The 22,788-nt window shown below is 63.4% G+C and carries 20 protein-coding genes; 11 read left to right on the forward strand and 9 right to left on the reverse strand.

Annotated elements, in window-relative coordinates; genetic code table 11:
- Window positions 1-198 precede the first annotated feature (198 nt).
- Window positions 199-5,100 (forward strand): alpha-2-macroglobulin family protein, encoded by a 4,902-nt coding sequence (locus KSS96_RS04025; protein WP_217855747.1) that lies wholly within the window; start codon window positions 199-201, stop codon window positions 5,098-5,100.
- A 90-nt stretch (window positions 5,101-5,190) separates the two neighbouring features.
- Here the strand turns inward: KSS96_RS04025 and KSS96_RS04030 are convergent, their stop codons facing one another.
- Window positions 5,191-5,484: a hypothetical protein gene (locus KSS96_RS04030; protein ID WP_017527871.1), complete on the reverse strand. Its 294-nt coding sequence runs from the start codon at window positions 5,482-5,484 to the stop codon at window positions 5,191-5,193.
- 140 nt (window positions 5,485-5,624) lie between these two features.
- Here KSS96_RS04030 and pbpC point away from each other — a divergent pair, with 140 nt between their 5' ends.
- The 5 genes from pbpC to KSS96_RS04055 all read left to right on the forward strand — a co-directional run bounded on the left by pbpC (window position 5,625) and on the right by KSS96_RS04055 (window position 10,321).
- Entirely contained in the window at window positions 5,625-7,937 is a 2,313-nt protein-coding gene (gene pbpC, locus KSS96_RS04035; RefSeq protein WP_135196353.1) for a peptidoglycan glycosyltransferase PbpC, read from the forward strand.
- Between the two features lie 105 nt (window positions 7,938-8,042).
- Window positions 8,043-8,351, forward strand: coding sequence for a MazG-like family protein (locus tag KSS96_RS04040; RefSeq protein ID WP_017527869.1), 309 nt, complete (start codon window positions 8,043-8,045; stop codon window positions 8,349-8,351).
- A complete protein-coding gene (locus KSS96_RS04045) occupies window positions 8,344-9,093 on the forward strand; it encodes a methyltransferase (RefSeq protein ID WP_017527868.1) in 750 nt (249 codons plus the stop codon). The genes KSS96_RS04040 and KSS96_RS04045 overlap by 8 nt, the downstream gene beginning before the upstream one ends.
- Before the next feature lie 24 nt (window positions 9,094-9,117).
- Complete coding sequence (locus KSS96_RS04050) at window positions 9,118-9,720, forward strand: DUF4136 domain-containing protein (RefSeq protein WP_017527867.1); 603 nt, start codon at window positions 9,118-9,120, stop codon at window positions 9,718-9,720.
- Between the two features lie 43 nt (window positions 9,721-9,763).
- A complete protein-coding gene (locus tag KSS96_RS04055; protein ID WP_068937852.1) occupies window positions 9,764-10,321 on the forward strand; it encodes a DUF4136 domain-containing protein in 558 nt (185 codons plus the stop codon).
- A 269-nt stretch (window positions 10,322-10,590) separates the two neighbouring features.
- Here KSS96_RS04055 and KSS96_RS04060 read toward each other — a convergent pair whose 3' ends face one another.
- Window positions 10,591-11,448, reverse strand: coding sequence for a MaoC family dehydratase (locus KSS96_RS04060; RefSeq protein WP_065879407.1), 858 nt, complete (start codon window positions 11,446-11,448; stop codon window positions 10,591-10,593).
- A 3-nt stretch (window positions 11,449-11,451) separates the two neighbouring features.
- On the reverse strand, window positions 11,452-12,795 hold the full coding sequence (locus KSS96_RS04065) for a 3-oxoacyl-ACP reductase (protein ID WP_217855749.1): 1,344 nt from the start codon (window positions 12,793-12,795) through the stop codon (window positions 11,452-11,454).
- A 116-nt stretch (window positions 12,796-12,911) separates the two neighbouring features.
- Here KSS96_RS04065 and KSS96_RS04070 point away from each other — a divergent pair, with 116 nt between their 5' ends.
- Complete coding sequence (locus KSS96_RS04070; RefSeq protein WP_065879405.1) at window positions 12,912-14,189, forward strand: acetyl-CoA C-acetyltransferase; 1,278 nt, start codon at window positions 12,912-12,914, stop codon at window positions 14,187-14,189.
- A 134-nt stretch (window positions 14,190-14,323) separates the two neighbouring features.
- Window positions 14,324-15,223 (forward strand): PA4780 family RIO1-like protein kinase, encoded by a 900-nt coding sequence (locus KSS96_RS04075; RefSeq protein WP_017527845.1) that lies wholly within the window; start codon window positions 14,324-14,326, stop codon window positions 15,221-15,223.
- A gap of 158 nt (window positions 15,224-15,381) precedes the next feature.
- On the opposite strand, the gene cueR is transcribed toward KSS96_RS04075, so the two are convergent.
- From cueR to KSS96_RS04090, 3 genes are all read right to left on the reverse strand, one after another.
- Complete coding sequence (gene cueR / locus KSS96_RS04080) at window positions 15,382-15,783, reverse strand: Cu(I)-responsive transcriptional regulator (protein ID WP_065879404.1); 402 nt, start codon at window positions 15,781-15,783, stop codon at window positions 15,382-15,384.
- On the reverse strand, window positions 15,780-17,981 hold the full coding sequence (locus tag KSS96_RS04085; protein ID WP_065879403.1) for a heavy metal translocating P-type ATPase: 2,202 nt from the start codon (window positions 17,979-17,981) through the stop codon (window positions 15,780-15,782). The genes cueR and KSS96_RS04085 overlap by 4 nt, the downstream gene beginning before the upstream one ends.
- Window positions 17,982-18,046: 65 nt before the next feature.
- Window positions 18,047-18,427, reverse strand: coding sequence for a hypothetical protein (locus tag KSS96_RS04090; RefSeq protein ID WP_017527842.1), 381 nt, complete (start codon window positions 18,425-18,427; stop codon window positions 18,047-18,049).
- 147 nt (window positions 18,428-18,574) lie between these two features.
- Between KSS96_RS04090 and KSS96_RS04095 the strand changes: the two genes are divergently transcribed.
- Window positions 18,575-18,772: a heavy-metal-associated domain-containing protein gene (locus KSS96_RS04095; RefSeq protein WP_017527841.1), complete on the forward strand. Its 198-nt coding sequence runs from the start codon at window positions 18,575-18,577 to the stop codon at window positions 18,770-18,772.
- A gap of 84 nt (window positions 18,773-18,856) precedes the next feature.
- Window positions 18,857-20,050, forward strand: a complete 1,194-nt coding sequence (locus tag KSS96_RS04100) for a multidrug effflux MFS transporter (protein ID WP_017527840.1) — start codon at window positions 18,857-18,859, stop codon at window positions 20,048-20,050.
- Between the two features lie 7 nt (window positions 20,051-20,057).
- Here the strand turns inward: KSS96_RS04100 and KSS96_RS04105 are convergent, their stop codons facing one another.
- The 3 genes from KSS96_RS04105 to KSS96_RS04115 form a co-directional block, all read right to left on the reverse strand.
- Window positions 20,058-20,231 (reverse strand): hypothetical protein, encoded by a 174-nt coding sequence (locus tag KSS96_RS04105; RefSeq protein WP_017527839.1) that lies wholly within the window; start codon window positions 20,229-20,231, stop codon window positions 20,058-20,060.
- 147 nt (window positions 20,232-20,378) lie between these two features.
- Window positions 20,379-21,392 (reverse strand): zinc-binding alcohol dehydrogenase family protein, encoded by a 1,014-nt coding sequence (locus tag KSS96_RS04110; RefSeq protein ID WP_065879402.1) that lies wholly within the window; start codon window positions 21,390-21,392, stop codon window positions 20,379-20,381.
- 25 nt (window positions 21,393-21,417) lie between these two features.
- Window positions 21,418-21,711: a putative quinol monooxygenase gene (locus tag KSS96_RS04115; protein WP_017527837.1), complete on the reverse strand. Its 294-nt coding sequence runs from the start codon at window positions 21,709-21,711 to the stop codon at window positions 21,418-21,420.
- 116 nt (window positions 21,712-21,827) lie between these two features.
- On the opposite strand from KSS96_RS04115, the gene vimR reads away from it, so the two are divergent.
- The gene (gene vimR / locus KSS96_RS04120; protein WP_065879401.1) at window positions 21,828-22,757 is read left to right on the forward strand and encodes a transcription regulator VimR; all 930 of its coding nucleotides are present in this window, start codon (window positions 21,828-21,830) and stop codon (window positions 22,755-22,757) included.
- The last annotated feature ends 31 nt before the right edge of the window (window positions 22,758-22,788 follow it).

Here is a 22,788-nt window from a genome sequence, read left to right on the forward strand (position 1 = left end):
CCATCAGCCGCGCAGCAGGGCGAATGTGGGAGGGGGGCCTCCCTCATTTTGATCTTCGCAGGCTGTGGGATTTGGCTTGGCTTCAGGCTCCTCCAGAACAAACCCACCCTCCGTCGGTCAATGTGACCAGCGCCACATCGGCCTTACCCCGGCTGATATATAGTTCACCCCCCGGTTCCCTCTGACGATGAGTGCCCCATGCTTAACAAAGGACTGTTTCTCGCTTGCGCGCTGGCCCTGCTGAGCGCCTGCGATTCCTCCGACAAACCCGCCGCTCCCACCGCTCCTGCGGCGGCGGCGACCACCGCGCCGAAACCGGTCAAGGCCGCGGTGGATGTGGCGGCGTTGAAGCAGCGTTATGCCGGGCGTGAGTTGAGCGTGGTGGACGTGTCCGAGGTGCAGTTGGACGGGGCCAGCACGCTGTCGGTGAGTTTCTCGATCCCGCTGGACCCCGATCAGAAGTTCGCCGACAAACTCCATCTGGTGGACAGCAAGTCCGGCAAGGTCGACGGCGCCTGGGAGCTGTCCGACAACCTGATGGAGCTGCGCCTGCGCCATCTGGAACCCCAGCGCAAATTGGTGTTGACGGTGGATGCCGGGGTCGAGGCAGTCAATCAAAACAAGCTCGCCGCCGAATACACCGCCCGCCTGGAAACCCGCGACCTGCAAGCCACTGTCGGCTTCGCCAGCCGTGGCACGCTGTTGCCGACGCGCCTGGCCGAGGGCCTGCCGGTGATTGCGTTGAACGTCGACAAGATCGACGTCGAATTCTTCCGTATCAAGCCCGAATCGCTGCCCTCGTTCCTGGCGCAGTGGGGGCGCAATACCAGCCTGCAAAGTTATGAGTCCCGCGAATTGCTGCCGCTGGCCGACCTGGTCTATGGCGGCCGCTTCGACCTGAAACCTGCACGCAACACCCGCGAAACGCTGTTGCTGCCGATCGCCGGCCTCAAACAATTGCAGCAGCCGGGGGTGTACCTGGCGGTGATGCGCGCGTCGGGCACCTACAACTATTCGCAGCCGGCCACGCTATTTACCTTGAGTGACATCGGCCTGTCGGTGCATCGCTACGCCAATCGTCTGGATGTGTTCACCCAGGCTCTGGACGGCGGCAAGGCGCTGGACGACGTGGCCCTGGAAGTGCTCGACGCCGACGGCCGAGTGGTCGGCCAGGGCAAGACCGAAAAGGGCGGCCACGCGCAGCTGCCGTTGCCGAAAAAAGCCCAGGTGCTGCTGGCCAAGCAGGGCGAGCAAACCAGCCTGTTGCGCCTGGACAGCGCGGCGCTGGACCTGGCGGAGTTCGATATTGGCGGCCAACCGTCGAACCCACTGCAGTTTTTTGTGTTCGGCCCGCGCGACCTGTACCGCCCCGGCGAAACCGTGCTGCTCAATGCGCTGCTGCGCGACAAGGACGGCAATGCAGTCAAGCCGCAACCGGTGAGTGTCGAGGTGCGCCGCCCCGACGAACAGGTCAGCCGCAAGTTTGTGTGGGACGCCGACGCTTCCGGCCTCTATCAATATCAATTGCAACTGGCCGGCGAAGCACCGACCGGGCGCTGGCAGTTGGTGTTCGACCTGGGCGATGGCAAACCGCAATTGTATGAATTCCTCGTCGAAGACTTCCTGCCCGAGCGCCTGGCGCTCGAACTCAAGGGCAGCGACACGCCGCTGAACCCAGCGCAGACCGCAGTGATTCAGCTCGACGGGCGCTACCTCTACGGCGCGCCGGCCGCCGGCAATCGGGTCAGCGGGCAAGTGTATGTGCGGCCCTTGCGTGAAGCGGTCAAGGCGCTGCCGGGCTATCAATTCGGCTCCGTCACCGAAGAAGAACTGAGCCAGGATTTCGAACTGGACGAGGGCGTGCTGGATGCCAAGGGCCAGGAAAAAATCATCCTGGAAAGCAAATGGGCCGAGGCCAAGTCGCCGCTGCAACTGATCGTGCAGGCCAGCCTGCAGGAGTCGGGCGGACGCCCGATTACCCGACGCCTGGTGCAACCGATCTGGCCGGCGGAGCAGATGCCGGGCCTGCGTGGGCTGTTTGACGGCACCGAAACCAATGGCGATGGCCCGGCGGAATTCGAAGTGCTGCTGGCCAACCCGGACGGGCAGAAACTCGCCGCGCAGAACCTTAAGGTGCGCCTGGTGCGCGAGCGCCGCGACTACTACTGGAACTACTCGGACAACGACGGCTGGAGCTACCACTACAACGAGAAATTCCTCAACCTCGACGAACAGAGCCTGAACATCAAGGCCGGCGACACCGCCAAGGTCAGCTTCCAGGTGGAGTGGGGGCCGTACCGCGTCGAGGTCGAAGACCCGCAGACCGGCCTGGTCAGCAGCCTGCGCTTCTGGGCCGGTTACCAGGCCCAGGACAACACCGAAGGCGGCGCCGTGCGCCCCGACCAGGTCAAGCTGGCGCTGGATAAACCGGCGTATGGCGACGGCGATACCGCCAACGTCACCGTTACGCCGCCGGCCGCCGGTAAAGGCTACCTGTTGGTGGAGTCCGCCGAAGGGCCATTGTGGTGGCAGGAAATCGAGGTGCCGGCCGAAGGCAAAAGCTTCGCGGTGAAGCTCGACCCGAAATGGTCGCGCCATGACCTGTACGTGAGTGCGTTGGTGATTCGTCCCGGCGAGCGCAAAGCCAATATCACCCCCAAACGGGCGGTTGGCTTGCTGCACCTGCCGTTGGATCGCACCCAGCGCAAACTGGGCGTTACCCTCACCGCGCCGGAAAAAATGCGTCCCAAGCAGCCGTTGACGGTGAAAGTCGCGGCCAAGAATGCCGATGGCAGCGTCCCCAAACAGGTGCATGTGCTGGTAGCGGCAGTGGACGTGGGCATCCTCAATATCACCCAATACCCGACGCCCGATCCCTACGCCAGCCTGTTCGGCCGCAAGGCCTATGGCGTGGACCAGTTCGACATCTACGGCCAACTGATCGAAGCCGGCCAGGGCCGTCTGGCCAGCCTGGCCTTTGGCGGTGATGCCGCGCTGGCCAAGGGCGGCAAGCGCCCGGACACCAGCGTGACCATCGTCGCCCTGCAAAGCGCGCCGGTAGCCCTGAATGACAAGGGCGAGGGCGAAGTCAGCGTCAATATCCCCGACTTCAACGGCGAACTGCGCCTGATGGCCCAGGCCTGGAGCGAAGATCGCTACGGCATGGCTGAAGCCAGGACGGTGATTGCCGCGCCGCTGATCGCCGAGCTGTCGGCGCCGCGCTTCCTCGCGGGTGGAGACCAGACCAGCCTGGCGCTGGACCTGTCCAACCTGTCGGGCAAGGCGCAGAAACTCGACGTGCAACTGAGCGCAGACGGCCAGTTGGAGCTCGTCAACGGTGGCGCGCAAACCGTCGAACTCAAGCAGGGCCAGCGCACGACGCTGCGTATTCCGGTCAAAGCCTGGGGCGGTTTGGGCCAGGGCAAGGTGAAAGTGACGGTCAACGGGCTGGACCTGCCGGGTGAAAGCCTGCCGCCGTTCAGCCGGGAGTGGGCCCTGGGTGTGCGTCCTGCGTACCCCGCGTTGCTCAAGCAGTATCGCGCGGTGCTGAAAAGCGAACCCTGGAGCTTGCCTGCCGCCACCCTTGAGCAATTCGATACCTCGGGGCGCGAAGCGCTGCTGAGCCTGTCGAGCCGGCCGCCGTTGAATCTCGGGGCGCAGATCAAGGCGCTCAAGGCCTACCCATACGGTTGCCTGGAGCAAACCGCCAGCGGCCTGTACCCGTCGCTGTATGCCGACGATGCGTTGCTCAAGCGCCTGAGCATCAAGGGCGAGCCGGATGCCGAGCGCAAACGCAAGATCGAACTGGGCATCGAACGCCTGCTGGGCATGCAGCGCTACAACGGCAGCTTTGGCTTGTGGGGCGCCGATGGCGAGGAAGAATATTGGCTGACCGCCTACGTCACCGACTTCTTGCTGCGTGCCCGCGACCAGGGTTTTGCCGTGCCGGGCGACGCGCTGAAAAAGGCCAGCGAGCGCCTGTTGCGGTATGTGCAGGAGCGCAACCTGATCGAGGTCGATTACAGCGACAATGCCGAACACACGCGCTTTGCCGTGCAAGCGTATGCAGGCATGGTGTTGGCGCGCAGTCAGCAGGCGCCGCTGGGGGCGTTGCGCAGTATTTTCGAGCGCCGCAGCGATGCGCGTTCCGGGTTGCCGCTGGTGCAGTTGGCCGTCGCCCTGCAAAAAATGGGCGATCAGCCGCGTGCGGACCAGGCCTTGCAGGCCGGCTTGGCGGCGCAGCGCAGCGCCAAGGAATGGCTGGCCGACTATGGCAGCCCGCTGCGTGACCAAGCGATGATCTTGGCCTTGCTTGAAGAAAACGATCTGGCCAAGGGCAAGCGTGAAGAGCGCCTGTTTACGCTGTCGGACCAATTGGCGGCCAGCCCGTATTTGTCGACCCAGGAGCGTAATTCGCTGTTCCTGGCCGGGCGGCTTGGGTTCGCCCGGCCTGAGGCAAACTGGCAAGTATCCCTGACCGGCAGTGGCGGCGTACGCGAGTTGAATAACCAACAATCGACGCTGCAACTGGACGACAAATTGCTCTCCGACGACCTGAGCCTGAGCAATCAGAGTGACACGCCGGTGTATCAGCAACTGACCATTTCGGGTTACCCCCAGGTGCCACCGGCGCCGGGTGGCGAGAACCTGAGCATCCGCCGCGAATACCTGGGCATGAATGGCCAGCCGCTGAACCTGCGCAACCTCAATAGCGGCGACCTGGTACTGGTGCATTTGGCGGTCAGCGCCAAGCAGCGTGTGCCGGATGCCTTGGTGGTCGACCTGCTGCCCGCCGGCCTGGAGCTGGAAAACCAGAACCTGGCGCAAAGCGCCGCCAGCCTGGAAAACGCCAGCAGCCAAGTGAAGGAGTGGCGTGAGTCGATGCAGAACGCGGCGCTCAAGCATCAGGAATTCCGTGATGATCGCTACGTGGCGGCGATCAACCTGGACAGCGATGGCACCACGCACCTGCTGTACCTGGCGCGTGCGGTGACACCGGGCACTTACCGCGTGCCGCCGCCGCAGGTGGAGTCGATGTACCGGCCGAACTGGCAGGCGGTGGGAGAGACCCCGGCGGATCTGGTGATCAAGGGCCGCTGATACTTCAGCTTGGAATGAAGATGAATGTGGGAGGGGCGGTGCGACGATTCGACTGGCTCCCTCCCACAGGGGGCTGTGGCAGTTTCAGGGTCAGTGCACGACCCAACTGAGCAGCCACAGGCCCAGCATCAACCAGATAATCCCCATGATGATCGATGCCCGCATGAATGCGCGTACCGCCGAATACAACAACATCAGGCCGATGATCAGCGTGAGAATGCTGATGATCGAGGTGTCCATGCCCAACGTGCGCGACAGGCCTTCGATAAAGTTGCCGCCGGCATGGGTCAGCGCACCGAACAGCCCACTGAGGCCATCGACGATAAACCGGATGACGGAACCGAGCGCCTGGCCCAACCATTCGAAGAAGCTTTCTACCTGCATGTGTGTGTCCTGATGAGAAGGTGGGCGTATCTGTGCATTGGTTGTTATTGCGACAGGCTAGTTCCCTACAAGCATAGAGGTTTGCCGGTTTGAGGTTTCGATTAATCCTTCAAGGGCGTACACGGGGCCCACAGGGTTTACTGCGCTGGGCTCTTGGGTCTGTGCTGCTGGTGATTGCCCTGTTATGGCTGGCCGACCGCATCTGGCCCTTGCCCTTGCCCCAGGATGACCTGGCACGGGTGGTTCTGGCCGAGGATGGCACACCGTTGTGGCGGTTCGCCGATGCCAATGGCGTGTGGCGCTACCCGGTGCAGACCAACGAAGTGTCGCCGTATTACCTGGATGCGTTGCTCACCTACGAAGACCGCTGGTTCTTCCAGCACCCGGGCGTAAACCCGCTGGCACTGGCGCGGGCGACCTGGCAGAACCTGACCGGTGCGCGGGTGGTGTCTGGCGGCAGCACCTTGTCGATGCAGGTGGCGCGCTTGCTCGATCCGCATTCGCGCACCTTCCAGGGAAAGTTGCGTCAACTGTGGCGTACGGCGCAGCTGGAATGGCACTTGTCCAAGGATGAAATTCTCACCCTTTACCTCAACCGCGCGCCGTTTGGCGGCACCTTGCAAGGCGTGGCGGCGGCCAGTTGGGCCTACCTGGGCAAGTCCCCGTCACAGTTGACCCATGCCGAAGCGGCGCTGCTCGCGGTGTTGCCCCAGGCGCCGAGCCGTTTGCGCCCGGACCGTCACGCGCAACGCGCCCAGGCTGCCCGCGACAAGGTGCTGCGCCGCCTGGGCGAGTTCAAGGTATGGCCGCAATCAGCCGTCGATGAAGCCCTGCAAGAGCCGCTGTTGCTCGCCCCGCGCCTGGAGCCAAGCCTTGCCCCGTTGCTCGCCCGGCGTCTGAACCGCCCCGACAGCCCGCCGCTTATTCGCACCACCGTGGACGCCAACCTGCAACGCCGCCTCGAAGACCTGCTGCTGGGATGGCGTGCGCGGTTGCCGGAGCACACCTCGGCCGCGATCCTGGTGGTCGAGGCAGAAAGCATGGCGGTGCGCGCCTACCTGGGCTCGGTGGACATCAACGACGCCAAGCGTTTCGGTCATGTGGACATGATCAGCGCGTTGCGTTCGCCCGGCTCCACCCTCAAACCCTTTTTGTACGGCATGGCGTTGGATGAAGGCTTGATCCACTCCGAATCGCTGTTGCAAGACGTGCCCCGGCGCTACGGCGATTACCGGCCGGGCAACTTCTCCATGGGGTTTACCGGCGCGGTGCCGGCGAGCACGGCGCTGTCCAGTTCGCTCAACCTGCCGGCGGTGCAGTTGCTGGAAGCGTACGGGCCCAAGCGCTTTGCCGCCCAGATGCGTATCGGCGGCGTGCCCCTGGCATTGCCGGCGTTGGCCGAGCCCAACCTGGCGCTGATCCTGGGCGGCGCGGGTAGCCGACTGGAAGACCTGGTGAGCGGCTACAGCGCCTTCGCCCGCGACGGCAAGAGCGCCACCTTGCGATTGCAGCCGGACGACACGCTTAGAGAACGGCCGTTGCTGTCGCCAGGGGCTGCCTGGATTGTGCGGCGCATCCTCAGCGGCCAGGCACGGCCGGACCGCGACCCGCGCGCCGAACTGGTCCAGCGCCCGGTGCTGGCCTGGAAAACCGGCACCAGCTACGGTTTTCGCGACGCCTGGGCGATCGGCGTGGGGCCGCGCTATTTGATCGGCGTGTGGATCGGCCGACCGGACGGCACGCCGGTGCCGGGGCAGTTCGGCCTGGCTTCGGCTGCGCCGTTGATGCTGCAAGTACACGACGTGCTGACCAACCGCGACAGCCAGCGCGGCATCAGCGCCCCGGTTAAACCGGTGCCGGCGAACGTGGGTGTGGCGGCGATCTGTTGGCCGCTCGGCCAGCCCATGAGCCGCGGCGACCCCAATTGCCGGCGCCAGCGCTTCGCCTGGACACTGGACAACACCACGCCGCCGACCTTGCAGGCCTTGGACCAACCGCTGAGTGTGGGCTTGATGGAAAGTATCTGGGTCAACGCCAGGGGGCTGCGGGTGGATGCCCATTGCCCGGGCGCGGTCGCCAGGCGTATCGCCCTGTGGCCCGCGCCGCTGGAACCGTGGCTGCCGAGGGCGGAACGCCGTGAAGCGCGCATCCCGGCGGCCGACCCGGAGTGCCCGCCACCGGCACTGGCGGCGTCCTCGCCGCTGTCAATCGTCGGCGTGCGCGAAGGCGACCAACTGCGCCTGCCCGCCGGCAGCCAACAAACCTTGCGCCTGAAACTTTCCGCCCTGGGCGGCAGTGGCCGACGCTGGTGGTTCCTCAACGGCGAGCCGCTGGGCGACAGTGCCAATCAGGACTTCATCAATGCCAGTTTCGAGCGGTTGGGGCGTTATCAGCTCAGTGTCCTTGATGAGGCTGGCCAAACGGCACGCCTTGAATTCAGCGTTGTTGATTAAATTGCCATCGGGAGCAAGCCCCGATGGCGGCCTTGAGCACAACGCACCTATTCACTTGCCTTCATCCCTGATCCCCCCGAAGCTACACACCTTCAGGAGCCCAGCATGAACCTCGAACACCTCACCGAACGCCTGCACCGCATCCGCGATACCAACCACTGGAAGCAGTTCCACAGCCCGAAAAACCTGGCCATGGCCGCCAGTGTGGAAATGTCCGAACTGGTGGAGATTTTCCAATGGCTCACCGAAGACCAATCGCGCCAGTTGCCTGCCGATAAACTTGCCCACGCCGGGCAGGAAGTCGGCGATATCGTGCTGTACCTGCTGTTGTTGTGCAGCGAGTTGGGCCTGGACATGAACGAAGTGGTACGCGCCAAACTGGCCGACAGCGAACGGCGGTTTAGCCATGAGTGATCGCCATTTCGACCAGTTGGCCACGCGCTTTGCCGAGAAGATCTACGGTGGCGCCAAAGGTGCGATCCGTCTGGCGGTGTTGCAGGCCGACCTGGCCGAAGCGCTGCCGGATCGGCCCTTGCGCGTGCTGGATATTGGCGCAGGCCTGGGGCATATGTCGCTGTGGCTGGCCGAGCGCGGGCATCAGGTAACCCTGGCCGAACCCGCCGAGCCGATGCTCGACGGTGCGCGCCAACGGTTTGCCGAAGCAGGGCAGGCCGCGACCTTTATCCATGCGCCCTGGCAAGACCTGCTCGGCCAACTCACCGAACCCTACGACCTGGTGCTGTGCCACGCCGTGCTGGAATGGCTGGCCGAACCCCATGCGATCCTGCCGGTGCTGCATCAGTTGACGGTGCCCGGCGGCTGGCTGTCCCTGGCGTTCTACAACCGTGATGCGCTGATTTACCGCAACCTGCTCAAAGGCCACTTTCGCAAAATGCGCAAGAACGACATGGCCGGCGAGAAGCAGAGCCTTACCCCGCAGCAGCCCCTCGACCCACGCGAATTGGCGGCGCAACTCCAGGGGTTGTGGCAGGTCGAAAGCCAAAGTGGGGTGCGGGTGTTCCACGACTACATGCCGGTGGAATTCCAGGCCCGCGCCCATCTTCAGGACCTTGTAGAGATGGAACTCGCTCACCGTCGTCACCCAAGCTTTGCCGGACTTGGGCGTTATTTGCACTGGATCTGCCGTCCGGTTTAAGCGGCCCAGTCTGCGGAGGTCGAAATGCGTCGTCTCTGTTTGATCCTGTTATCCCTCGGCCTGAGCGCTTGCTCAAGCCCCAACCCCTACGTCGCAGCCTCGGCCCCGATGCCGCCGGCACCGGCCCAGGCGGCCACCACCTTTGATACCAGCGCCTACCCGGCGCCGGTGCGCGATTACGGCGCCTACCGCAATTGGGCCTGGCGCAACGGCCAGCTGCCGGCCGGCACGGCGTGGGCTGATTCGGCGCAAGTGGCCGAAGCGGTCAGCGGTGCCCTTGACCAGCGCGGCTTGCGCCCGCTGCATGACAAGCGTGCCCCGGACCTGTGGGTAAGCGCCGATGTGCGCCTGGAGAAGCGCCTCAAACAGGTCCAGGACGACTATGGCTACGGCTACGGTGGCTATAACCGTTACGGCAATGGCTACGGCATGTACAACTCGGCGCCCATCGTGCGCACTTATGAAGTGCAAGTGGTGGTGGTGCGCGTCAATCTGTTCGACGCGCGCAGTGGCCAGCCGGTGTGGAGCGCCAGCGCGGAAACCAGCAGCCAGGGCAGCCTCAGCGAGCGCGCGGATGCGTTGCGCCAGGCGGTGCAAAAGGCGCTGACGGCGTATCCTCCGAGTTAACAGCTATTCTCATCTGACGCCTTGCTCGTTTTTGGAGATCACCATGTTTCGTCGCATCGCTACGCTTGCTGTTGTCGTGCTGCTGGGCGGTTGCCAGACCAGCCAGGTCAACCACGATTTCGACGCCAGCCGAGATTTCGCCGCCTACCGCAGTTGGGCCTGGAAAGACCCGGCGCTGCAATACCGCCCGGATGATCCGCGTATCAAGAGCGACCTTACCGAGCAGCGCATCCGCCAAGCCGTGGGCGACCAACTCGACCAACGCGGCCTGCGCCCTGCGGCGGCCGGTACCAGGGCTGACCTGAACGTGCAGGCGTACCTGATCGTCGAAGACCGCCAGCAACAAGTCACCACCCGCTACGGTGGCGCCTGGGGTGGCCCGTGGAATGGCTATTGGGGCGCGCCGATGTACGACGAAACGCGCAACATCACCTACAAAGTCGCGACCATCCAGATCGACCTGCTCGACGGCAAGGACGGCAAACTGGTGTGGCGCGGCAGCGATGAACAGATGATGAGCAGCACGCCCAACCCGCAGGATCGCGACAAAGCCATCCGCACCACGGTCAGCCGCGTGCTCTCCAGCTATCCGCCGCACTGAAAAACGCCGCACCGGCCCCAGAGGCTGTCGTACCGGTGGTGATGGTCAGGTCGCGGGCGGTTACGCCTAAGATCGGCAAGCTGCCCAGGGTGGTGCCCAGCGTGTGTCGGTGCCGGCGCCGCTGCTGCAGCCGCCGAGCGTCATTGCGACTGCCAGGGCCAATGCGGTACTGGTTTTCCAAATGTATAGGTGTTTTAAATCAGAAGCTTAATTAACAGAAGCGGGCCTGATCAGGCCCGCTATAACTTTTTGCGTATATATACAATTAATCAATGCCGTTCCGTGATCGGCTGCCATTTACCCCGCATATGTTCAATGTCGCCCGCACCTTTCAACATCAATTCGCCACGGGCACCGGCAGCACTGGCAAGCAATACCACTTCACTGGGCAGGCGCACGGGCTTCTGGAACTCGACCGTTAGTTCAATATTGGCCGCGGGCAGATGCTCAGCCAGTGCGGCGAGTGTGCGCGCCTTGTTCCACAGGCCGTGGGCGATGGCCTGGGGGAAGCCGAACAGTTTTGCAGTGAAGGCACTGAGGTGGATCGGGTTGTAGTCGCCCGACACACGGGCATAGCGGCGACCGATATCGGCGGGGGCTTTCCAACGGGTGATTTCGCCGGTTTGAGTGGGGGCGGCTTGCACGGCCTGCGCCGTTTCGCCGTCGAGTTTCACGCCTCGGCACAGCATGCGACTTTCGGCTTCCCACAACAGGCCGAGGGAATCTTCGACGCGGGTCACCACGTCAAACGTCGCACCCTTGGGGTGTGGCTGCAGGTTTTGCGCGTGCACGGCGATGGACAGTTCACTCACACCGCCCAAAGGCCGGTGGATGCGTATGCGGTTGCTCAGGTGGATCAAGCCCAACAGCGGGAAAGGAAAGGCGTGATCGGTGAGCAGCTGCATCTGCAAGCCGAACGCCAGGATATGCGGGTAGGTGGCCGGCAGCACCGGGCTGTCGGCAAACCCGCAGACTTTGCGATAGGCCGCCACCTGCCAGGAATTGACGCTGACCCGGCAGCGCACGCCCTGTTCAGGCAGGGCCGTGCCGGTGATCTTGCGCTTGAGTGCCGCGCGCCAATACAGCGGCGGCAGAAACGGGGGGCTGCTCAAGGTCTGCCATTGCATGCATCACGCTCCTAATAGGCTTTGCCCACACACCCGCACGGCTTGCCCACTGACCGCACCGGAGCCCGGCTGGGCCAGCCACGCCACGGCCTCGGCGACGTCCTGCGGCACACCGCCCTGGCCCAGCGAACTCATGCGTCGCCCGGCTTCGCGCAGGGCAAACGGAATGTGCGCGGTCATCTGGGTTTCGATAAACCCTGGGGCCACGGCGTTGATGCTGATCCCGCGTTCCGCCAGCAGCGGCGCCCATGCCTGGGCCAGGCCAATCAAGCCTGCCTTGCTCGCGGCATAGTTGGTTTGCCCACGGTTACCGGCGATACCGCTGATGGACGCCAGCAGCACCACGCGTGCGTTGTCGTGCAGGGTGTGGCTGTCGAGCAGTGCCTGGGTCAGTACTTGCGGGGCACTGAGGTTGACCGCCAGCACCGCGTCCCAATATTCCGGGGTCATGTTGGCCAGGGTCTTGTCGCGGGTGATCCCTGCGTTGTGCACCAGAATGTCCAGGCCATCGGGCAACTGTTCGATCAACTGGCCGGCGGCGTCTTCGGCGCAGATATCCAGCACCACTGTGCGCGCACCCAGGCGCGCGGCCAACGCTTCGAGATCGGCCTTGGCTTGGGGCACATCCAGCAGGATGACGTCGGCGCCATCGCGGGCCAGGGTTTCGGCGATGGATGCGCCGATGCCTCGGGCCGCGCCAGTGACCAGCGCCTTGCGCCCGGCCAACGGGCGAGTCCAGTCTTCAACGGGCGTGGCGCAGGCCTGCAGGCGAATCACTTGGCCAGAGATGTACGCGCTTTTTGGCGAGAGGAAGAAGCGCAGCGCGCCTTCCAACTGGTGTTCGGCACCGTCGCCGACGTAGAGCAATTGCAGCACGCCGCCGTTGCGCAGCTCTTTGGCCACGGAGCGGCTGAACCCTTCCAGGGCGCGCTGGGCGCTGGCGGCGAACGGGTCGCGCAGGCTTTCCGGGGCACGGCCGAGGATCACCAGGTGCGCGCTGTTATCCAGGTTTTTCAGCAGCGGTTGGAAGAACTCGCGCAGTTGCTTGAGTTGATCGGTGTGCTGCAAGTGGCTGGCATCGAACACCACGGCCTTGAGTTTTGGGCCGTGCCCTGGAATCCACGTCGAGCTCTCGGTGCCGTAGCTGTAGATGGCCTCGGTGAGTTTATGGGCAAACGCCTGCACCCGGCTCGCCAGCGCGCCACCGCCCAACAGCAGGGCACCGTCCACCGGGCGCAGGCGCCCGGCTTGCCAGCGTTCCAGGCGTACCGGTGACGGCAGGCCAAGGGCGGCGACCAGGCGATGGCCGAGGCTTGAGTTGGCGAAGTCGATATAACGGTCAGACATGGAACGCTCTCCGAAGGCTGGGGTTCAAAGGGTTGACCATCCCAGGGTAGCAGTCGTTCGACTAGGCTCAGCTATCTGGCCCACCGCAGCCGCCCACCCCACAGAGGGAGCTTTCCATGACTCAATTGCGCCGTGTAGCGATCATTGGCGGTAACCGCATTCCGTTCGCCCGTTCCAATGGCCCCTATGCCACGGCAAGCAACCAGGCGATGCTGACAGCGGCGCTCGAAGGCCTGATCGAACGCTACAACCTGCACGGCCTGCGCATGGGTGAAGTGGCCGCCGGCGCGGTGCTCAAGCATTCGCGTGATTTCAACCTCACCCGCGAATGCGTGCTGGGCTCGCGCCTGTCGCCGCAAACCCCGGCCTACGACATCCAGCAGGCCTGCGGCACCGGGCTGGAGGCGGCGCTGCTGGTGGCCAACAAAATTGCGTTGGGCCAGATCGAATGCGGCATCGCGGGCGGGGTGGACACCACCTCCGACGCGCCGATCGGCGTGAATGAAGGGCTGCGCAAAATCCTGCTGCAGGCCAACCGCAGCAAATCCATGGCCGATAAATTAAAACTTCTGTTACAACTTCGTCCCCATCACCTCAAGCCCGAGCTGCCGCGCAATGGCGAGCCGCGTACCGGGTTGTCCATGGGCCGGCACTGTGAGTTGATGGCGCAGACCTGGCAGATTCCCCGTGCCGAGCAGGACCAGCTCGCCCTTGAAAGCCACCAGAAAATGGCCGCGTCCTACGCCGAAGGCTGGCACAACGATTTGCTCACTCCGTTCCTGGGGCTGACCCGCGATAACAACCTGCGCCCCGACCTGAGCCTGGAAAAACTGGCGGCGCTCAAACCCGCGTTCGAACGCAGCGAAAAGGGCACGCTCACCGCCGGCAACTCCACGCCGCTCACCGATGGTGCATCCCTGGTGCTGCTGGGCAGCGAAGCCTGGGCCCAGGAACGTGGCTTGCCGATCCTGGCCTATTGGCGCGATGGCGAAGCGGCAGCCGTGGATTTCGTCAACGGCGCCGAAGGCCTGCTGATGGCGCCGGTGTATGCCGTGCCACGGTTGTTGGCGAGGAATGGTCTGACGCTGCAAGACTTCGATTACTACGAGATCCACGAAGCTTTCGCGGCCCAGGTGTTATGCACCCTCAAGGCCTGGGAAGACGCCGACTACTGCAAGACCCGCCTGGGCCTGGACGCGCCACTGGGTTCCATCGACCGCAGCCGGTTGAATGTGAAGGGCAGCTCGCTGGCGGCCGGCCACCCGTTTGCCGCCACGGGTGGCCGTATCGTCGCCAACCTGGCCAAATTGCTGGGCACGGCGGGCAAGGGGCGCGGGTTGATTTCGATCTGCGCCGCGGGTGGGCAAGGCGTCACGGCGATTATTGAGCGTTGATTGCCATGGAAACTGGCATATAGGATGCATTCTTGAGTGGTCAAAGGTCGGTCGCCTCTCCCACCGGCGGGCCGATTGCCGTATAACGAGTGCCATACGCGTATTTGGTAATAAAGGACCCACAATAAAAGCTGATGAAGACTCCTAAACGCATTGAACCCCTGATCGAAGACGGTCTGGTCGACGAAGTGCTGCGCCCACTCATGAGTGGTAAAGAAGCAGCTGTTTATGTGGTGCGCTGCGGCAACGAATTGCGTTGCGCCAAGGTTTACAAGGAGGCGAATAAACGAAGTTTTCGTCAGGCGTCCGAATACCAGGAAGGGCGCAAGGTCCGTAACAGCCGTCAGGCCCGGGCCATGGCCAAGGGCTCCAAGTTCGGCAAGAAAGAAACCGAGGATGCCTGGCAGAACGCCGAAGTCGCGGCGTTGTTTCGCCTGGCCGGTGCTGGCGTTCGCGTGCCCCAGCCGTTCGACTTCCTCGAAGGCGTACTGCTGATGGAACTGGTGGCCGACGAGTACGGCGATGCGGCGCCGCGTCTGAACGACGTGGTGCTGGAGCCGGACCAGGCGCGTGAATACCACGCCTTCCTGATCTCCCAGATCGTGCTGATGCTGTGTACCGGCCTGGTGCACGGTGACCTGTCCGAGTTCAACGTGCTGCTCACCCCTACGGGCCCGGTGATCATCGACCTGCCCCAGGCGGTGGATGCGGCGGGCAACAACCACGCGTTCAGCATGCTGGAGCGGGATGTCGGCAATATGGCTTCCTACTTCGGGCGCTTTGCCCCGGAGCTGAAGAAGACCAAGTACGCCAAGGAAATGTGGGCGCTGTATGAAGCCGGCACTTTGCACCCGGCCAGCGTATTGACCGGTGAGTTCGATGAGCCGGAAGAATTGGCGGACGTGGGCGGTGTGATCCGCGAGATCGAAGCGGCACGTTTGGATGAAGAGCGTCGTCAGGCGATTCGGGCTGCGGATGATGCGCCGGCGAGCAAAGCGTCCGAAGAGCCACCGCCTCCGCCTTGGATGCAGTGATCTTCCAGCAAATGAAGATCTGAAAAATGTGGGAGGGGCGGTGCGACGATTCGACTTGCTCCCGATGGCGGTGTGTCAGTGACGGATATTGAGACTGACACACTGTCATCGGGAGCAAGCCCCCTCCCACATTGGTTTTTGGTGGGCCACTAAGATGATCAGGGGCAGCAACTGCCCGATGCCAACTCCTTGAGAATCGGGCAATCCGGTCGATCATCACCGTGGCAGTGTTCCACCAAGTCTTGCAACGTGTCGCGCAGTTGCCCCAGTTCCACAATTTTCTGATTCAACTCCTCGATATGCTGGCGTGCCAGGGCTTTCACATCGGCGCTGGCCCGTTGCCGGTCCTGCCACAGGGTCAGCAGCTTGCCGACCTCCTCCAGTGAAAACCCCAGATCCCGCGAACGCTTGATGAATGCCAGGGTGTGTAGGTCCTCAGCGCCGTACACGCGGTAACCGCTGTCGGTACGGTGGGCGGCCTTGAGCAGGCCGATGGACTCGTAGTAACGAATCATCTTTGCACTCAGCCCGCTCTGGCGGGCGGCTTGGCCGATGTTCATGGGCGTTGATCCTCCAGATCCTTGGGTTTCCAGGTTTTGAGCAGCAGTGCATTGCTCACCACGCTGACACTGGACAAGGCCATGGCTGCGCCCGCAAGCACCGGGTTAAGCAGGCCGAATGCGGCCAGGGGAATGCCGATCAAGTTATACACAAAGGCCCAGAACAGGTTCTGGCGGATTTTTGCGTAGGTCTTGCGGCTGATCTCCAGCGCGGCCGGCACCAGGCGTGGGTCGCCGCGCATCAGGGTGATCCCGGCGGCGTGCATGGCCACGTCGGTGCCACCGCCCATGGCGATGCCGATATCGGCGGCGGCCAGGGCCGGGGCGTCGTTGATGCCGTCGCCGACCATGGCCACCACCGCGGTTTTCTTCAGTTCGGCGACGGTGGCGGCTTTATCGGCGGGCAGCACTTCGGCGTGTACGTCGTCGATGCCCAGCGCCTGCGCGACTACTCGCGCGCTGCCGCGATTGTCGCCGGTAAGCAGGTGGCTGCTGATATTGCGTGCCTTGAGTTGCGTCACCGCTTGCAGTGCGCCGGGCTTGAGGGTGTCGCCAAAGGCGAACAGCCCCAGCACCTTGGGTTGCGCGCCTTGTTCAAGCAGCCACGACAGGGTGCGGCCTTCGGCCTCCCAGTCTTGGGCGCGGGTGGCCAGGTCGCCTGCGCTCAAGCCGCTCTCTTGCAACAAGCGGCGGTTGCCCAGGGCCAGTTGCCGGCCGTCCAGGGTGCCGGCGATGCCGCGTCCGGTCAGGGATTGGCTGGCGCTCACATCCGCGACTGCCAGCCCTCGTTCGTCGCAGGCATCCAGCACTGCCTTGGCCAACGGGTGTTCGCTGCCACGCTGCAGCGCGCCGGCCTGTTGCAGCAGCAAGGCTTCATTGCCATCCAGCGCCGCCAAGTGGGCGATTTTGGGTGCGCCGGACGTGAGGGTGCCGGTCTTGTCGAACACCACGGCGCTCACTGCATGGGCACGCTCCAGGGCTTCGGCGTCTTTGATCAGGATGCCGTAGCGGGCGGCGACGCCGGTGCCGGCCATGATTGCAGTCGGGGTGGCCAGCCCGAGGGCGCAAGGACAGGCGATCACCAGTACCGCCACGGCGTTGATAATCGCGGTTTCCAGCGAGGCGCCGTATAACCACCAGCCCAGCAGAGTGATCACGGCCAGCACCAGCACGGCCGGTACGAAGACCTGGCTGACTTTATCCACCAGTTTCTGGATCGGCGCCTTGGCGGCCTGGGCGTCTTCCACCAGGCGGATGATCCTGGCCAATACGCTTTCGGCGCCCAGCGCGGTGGTGCGTACCAGCAGGCGGCCTTCGCCATTGATGGCGCCGCCGGTGACCTTATCGCCCGGTTGTTTGGGCACCGGCAGGCTTTCCCCGCTGATCAGCGCTTCGTCGGCGTGGCTTTGCCCTTCGAGCACTTCACCGTCCACCGGGAAGCGCTCGCCCGGCTTGACCAGCACCCGGTCATCCAGCTTCAGCGCGCTGATGGCCACATCTTCTTCGCGGCCGTCCTGCACACGAATGGCGCGTTCAGGGCGCAGGGCTTCCAGCGCACGGATGGCGCTGGCGGTCTGGCGTTTGGCACGGCTTTCCAGGTATTTGCCGAGCAGTACCAGGGCAATCACCACGGCCGAGGCTTCAAAATACAGGTGCGGCATGCTGCCTGCGGGGGCGGTGAGCCATTCATACAGGCTCAGGCCGTAACCGGCGCTGGTGCCGATGGCCACCAGCAAGTCCATATTGCCGGCACCGGCGCGCACGGCTTTCCAGGCGGCGCTGTAAAAGCGCGCACCGAGGATGAATTGTACGGGAGTGGCCAGCGCGAATTGCGCCCAGGCGGGCAGCATCCAGTGCATGCCGAAGGGTTGCACCAGCATTGGCAGCACCAGGGGCAGTGCCAGCGCAATGGCCAGCAGCAGCGCCCAACGCTCGCGGTGCAGGCGCTGGGCCTGGTTGGCGTCGGTGGCGGTTTCACTTTGGGGCAGGGTGGCGGTGTAGCCGGCTTTGTCGACGGCCGCGATCAATACGGCCGCGTCCATCTGGCCCATGACTTCAACATGGGCGCGCTCGTTGGCCAGGTTGACGCTGACGCTTTGCACCCCCGGCACCTTGCCCAGCGCGCGCTCGACACGCCCGGCACAGCTGGCGCACGTCATGCCGCTGATGGGCAGGTCAAAGGTGGTGGATCCGTTCATGGGGCAGTCCTCCGGAAGAAGTTGCGCCTAGGATCAACCTTGACCTGTGGGGAAGGTCAAGCGCCTTAGTAGTCCAATTTGGCGCCTTTGAGGTACATGCCGTCCGGGCCTTGGGCGATACGCAACTTGCGCACGTCACCGGCCTTGAGCGTGATGTTTTGCGCAGGCGGAGCGAGCAGACCGGGCAAGCAGCCTGCTGCCTGGCCCGGCAACAGTTTGAGGCGCAGCGATACCGTTCCGGGCGCCAGGTTGAACGAGGTGGCCTGTTCCTGGAACAGCCGACCGGCGAGCTGGTCATTGAGATACAGGCCGATCTCACAATTGGTCGACACCTCCAGGCGCTCCCGGGAAATGATCAGCACTGCATAGTCTTCAGCGGCGCTGGCCAAGGGCGCAGCGGCAGACAAGCTCATCAGGCCGACAAGGCCAAAATACGACCAGCGCATGGCGAATGCTCCGTGGGTTGAATCAACGATGCGTCAAGCTTGGCCGACCGTGCCGCCGAATACCAGCCCGGCCGATATTTTCAAAACTTGACCTTGCCATCGTGGCAAGGTCGAGACTGGCGTCAACCTCATCAAAGGAGTCATGTCATGCAAGTATTCAGCGTTGAAGGAATGACCTGCGGCCATTGCGTCAAAGCGGTGACCCAGGCGGTGCAGAGCCAGGACCCGGCGGCCAGTGTGAAGGTGGATCTGGCTGCCGGGGAAGTGGGCGTGGAAAGCCGTTTGTCTGCCGACGAGGTGATCAACCTCATTAAAGAAGAAGGCTATAAAGCCACGCTCGCCTGATTTTAATAGTTAGCGAGCTATCGTTATGTTCAAGGCACCCAGGCCCGGCTAGACTGTCGGGCTGCCGACTCACTTGGGTGCCTGATGAACCTTCGCATAATTCTGATCCTGGGGGCCTTGAGCGCCTTTGCCCCGCTGGCGATCGACTTTTACCTGCCGGGCTTTCCGGCAATGGCCACGGCGTTCGCCACCGATGAAAAACACATCCAGTTGACCCTGGCGGTGTATTTCGCAGGGTTGGCCATCGGCCAATTGATCTACGGCCCGCTGGCGGATCGCTTTGGCCGGCGCGGGCCGCTGCTTAGCGGCGTGACCTTATTTACCCTGGCGTCTTTCGCCTGTGCCTACGCACCTTCCCTCGACTGGCTGATCGGCGCCCGCTTCGTGCAGGCCCTGGGCGGTTGCGCGGGCATGGTGATTTCCCGCGCGGTGGTCAGCGACAAATGTGATGCGGTGGGCTCGGCCAAGGTGTTTTCCCAATTGATGCTGGTAACCGGCCTGGCGCCGATCCTTGCGCCGCTGGCCGGCGGCTTGATGGTTGGGGTGTGGGGCTGGCAGTCGATTTTCCTGGCGTTGTCGATCTTCAGCGTAATGGCCGCCGTCGCCGTTGCATTCGGCCTGCCGGAAACTTTCCCGGCCCATCAGCCGCGCCAGCCGCTATCCGGATCGTTGCGCCGCTACTTCGGGCTGCTGTCGGACCGGGTTTACCTCGGTTATGCGCTTACCGGCGCGCTGTCGATTGCCGGCATGTTTGCCTATATCGCCGGTTCACCGTTCGTGTTTATCAAGCTTTATGGCGTGCCCGCCGAGCATTACGGCTGGGTGTTCGGTTCCAACGCTGCCGGTTTTATATTGGTGGCGCAGCTCAACGCGCGCCTGCTGGCCAAGCGTGGCCCGGCGTTTTTGCTGTCGCGCACGGTGTGGCTCTACGCGTTGGCAGGCATGACGCTGCTGGGCATTTCGGCGTTGCACACTGATGCACTGTGGCCATTGCTGGTGCCGCTGTTTATCTGCATCGCCAGCCTGGGCTGCATTTTGCCCAACACCTCGGCCTGCGCCATGAGCGGGCAGGGCGCCCGTGCCGGTAGCGCCTCGGCGTTGCTGGGCTGCATCCAGTTCGGCGTGGCGGCGGGGGCCGCGTCATTGGTGGGGATGTTGCACGATGGCACGGCTATGCCAATGGCGATGGTCATCAGCTTGTGCGGTGTATTGGCCGTGGCGGTAGCCGTGTCGACCCAGCGCCTGCAGCGGGCCAGGGCCTTGCAGGCGCAGGCCTGAAGGACGCTCAGCCGGCGGCGGATTGTGGCTGGCTGAGCGGGAAACGATGGGGCGCCTGGATGCGCGCCTGCAGGGTATCGGCAAAGGCGCGAGCCTCGGCTTCGGTGTGGAAAACAATGGCTTTCTGGTCCAGACGGACCTCCCATTGGGATTTTGCTAACGCTTTTATCAGGATCTTCATTGCTGACTTCCTCACGTAAAAGAATCGTGGCAAAGGCGGCCAATATAAACCTGAATACGCTCACAAATATGACAAGGATCAAGTCTCTGACTAGCGGTGTCGTCCCTTACTCACGCGAATAACGGACGACACTGACCGACGTTACTGTCAGAAGCCTTCCAGCACGATCTTGCCCTTGGCCTTGCCGCTTTCCAGCAGCGCATGGGCACGGCGCAGGTTGGCGGCATTGATCACGCCAAAGTGTTCACCCAGCGTAGTTTTCAAGGTGCCGGCGTCGATCAGTTCGGCCACGCGGTTGAGCAGGTTGTGCTGCTCGATCATGTCCGGTGTTTCGAACATCGACCGGGTGTACATGAACTCCCAATGCAGCGACAGGCTCTTGCGCTTGAGTTTGCTCACATCCAGCGCCTTGGGGTCGTCGATCAGGGCCAGCTTGCCTTGGGGCCGCAGCGCTTCTACCAGTTGGTCCAGGTGGTGGTCGGTCTGGGTCAAGCTCGCGACGTGGGTCACTTGCGCGTGGCCGGCCTGCTTCAGTGCTTCGCTCAGCGGTTGGCTGTGGTCGATCACCAGATCGGCGCCGAGTGCCTTGGCCCATGCCTGGGTTTGCGGCCGCGAGGCGGTACCGATGACTTTTAGCGCAGTGAGCTGGCTGGCCAATTGAGTCAGGATCGACCCCACACCACCGGCGGCGCCGACGATCAGCAGGCTCTGGCCTTCATCCTGTTTACCCTCACGCACTTGCAGGCGTTCGAACAGCAGTTCCCACGCCGTGATGGCGGTCAACGGCAGCGCAGCGGCCTCGGCAAAGCCCAGCGTCTTGGGCATATGGCCGACGATACGTTCGTCCACGGTGTGCAGTTCGCTGTTGCCGCCCGGGCATACCAGGGAGCCGGCGTAGAACACCTTGTCGCCGGCCTTGAACAGGGTCACTTCGCTGCCGATGGCCTTGACCACACCGGCCACGTCCCAGCCCAACACCTTGGCGGCGCCGTTTTCCGGGGCGACGTTCTGGCGCACCTTGGTGTCCACCGGGTTGACCGAGATGGCTTTGACTTCTACCAGCAGGTCGCGAGGGCCGGCGACCGGTTCCGGCAGGTCGATGTCCTGCAGGGAATTTTCGTCGTTGATGGGCAGTGATGCGTAGTAGGCAATGGCTTTCATGGGGGCTCCGGAAAAAGGGCGGTGATCAGGCAAGAAATTTCAGGCGCTTAAGCTCGAAGTGTTCGAGTACGTCAGCGGCCTTGGCGCGAAACTCCTGGATATGCGCGCTTTGGTCGTGGTCTGCCAGCGCGGCGTCGTTGCTCCAGCGTTCGAGCATGTAGAAGGTCTCGGGGTGTTGCAGGTCTTGGTGCAGGTCGTACTGCTCGCAGCCGGCTTCGCGGCGGGTCGGCTCCAGCAGGCCACGCAGCAGGGGTTCCAAGGTGGCCTGTTGGCCGGGCTTGGCGATCAGGGTGGCGATAACGTTAAAGGCAGCAGACATATTCAACTCCAGGCACGTGAAGAACGGGATGAACAGATCATTGGCTATTTCCCCGCACGAAAAAAGCGGCTAAAACAGCACGCTGTTTCAACCAAATTTTGATAATGGGGCGCAAAATGCTGCGTTTTGATGATTTGCAGCTGTTTGTGCGCGCGGCGGACCTGGGCAGTTTGTCGGCGGCGGCTCGAGTGATGGACCTGTCACCCGCTGTAGCCAGCGCAGCGCTTAAACGCATCGAGCAGCAACTGGGCGCGCGCTTGCTGGCACGCTCCACTCGCAGCCTGCGGCTGACTGCCGAAGGTGAAGGCTTTTTGGAATATGCCCGCGCGGCCTTGAGCTCACTGGACGAAGGGCGGCGCCTATTGGCCAGCGGCCAGGACCATGTCAGTGGTGTGTTGCAACTGTCGGCGCCCTCGGATTTTGGTCGCAACCAGCTGTTGCCATGGCTGGATGAATTCCAGCGTGAACACCCCCAGCTCGCCGTGCGTCTGCTGCTGGGCGATCGGATTGCCGACCTGTTCCGCCAACCGGTGGACATCGCCCTGCGCTACGGTGAGCCCGAAGATTCGAGCCTGATCGCATTGCCGGTGGCGCCGACCAATATTCGCGTGCTGTGTGCCGCCCCCGGTTACCTGGCGCGCCACGGCGAGCCCCGGCACCTGGAGCAACTGGCCCAGCATAATTGCCTGCTTTACATGCTGGGCAGCCGGGTGCATGACCACTGGACATTCCACGACGGCAAGCGCGAAGTCAGCCTGACGGTGTCCGGAGACCGATTCAGCGATGATGCCGATGTCGTCCGGCGCTGGGCTGTGGCGGGAGTGGGCATTGCCTATAAATCCTGGCTGGATGTGAGCAGCGACGTGCTGGCCGGGCGCTTGCGCCTGATCCTGCCGGAGCTGCGTGGCGAGCCTACGCCGCTCAATCTGCTGTGCGCCCACCGTGCCCAGCTGAGCAAACCCATCAACCTGCTGCGCGAAATGCTCGCGGCGCGCTGTGCGACATTGACGGCGCAGTTGCCGTCCCGAGCGGGCGTTGGGCAATAACCTCCACCATCAGCGGAAATTTCGCTCAAGC

Source organism: Pseudomonas asgharzadehiana, from assembly GCF_019139815.1.
Taxonomy (GTDB): domain Bacteria; phylum Pseudomonadota; class Gammaproteobacteria; order Pseudomonadales; family Pseudomonadaceae; genus Aquipseudomonas; species Aquipseudomonas asgharzadehiana.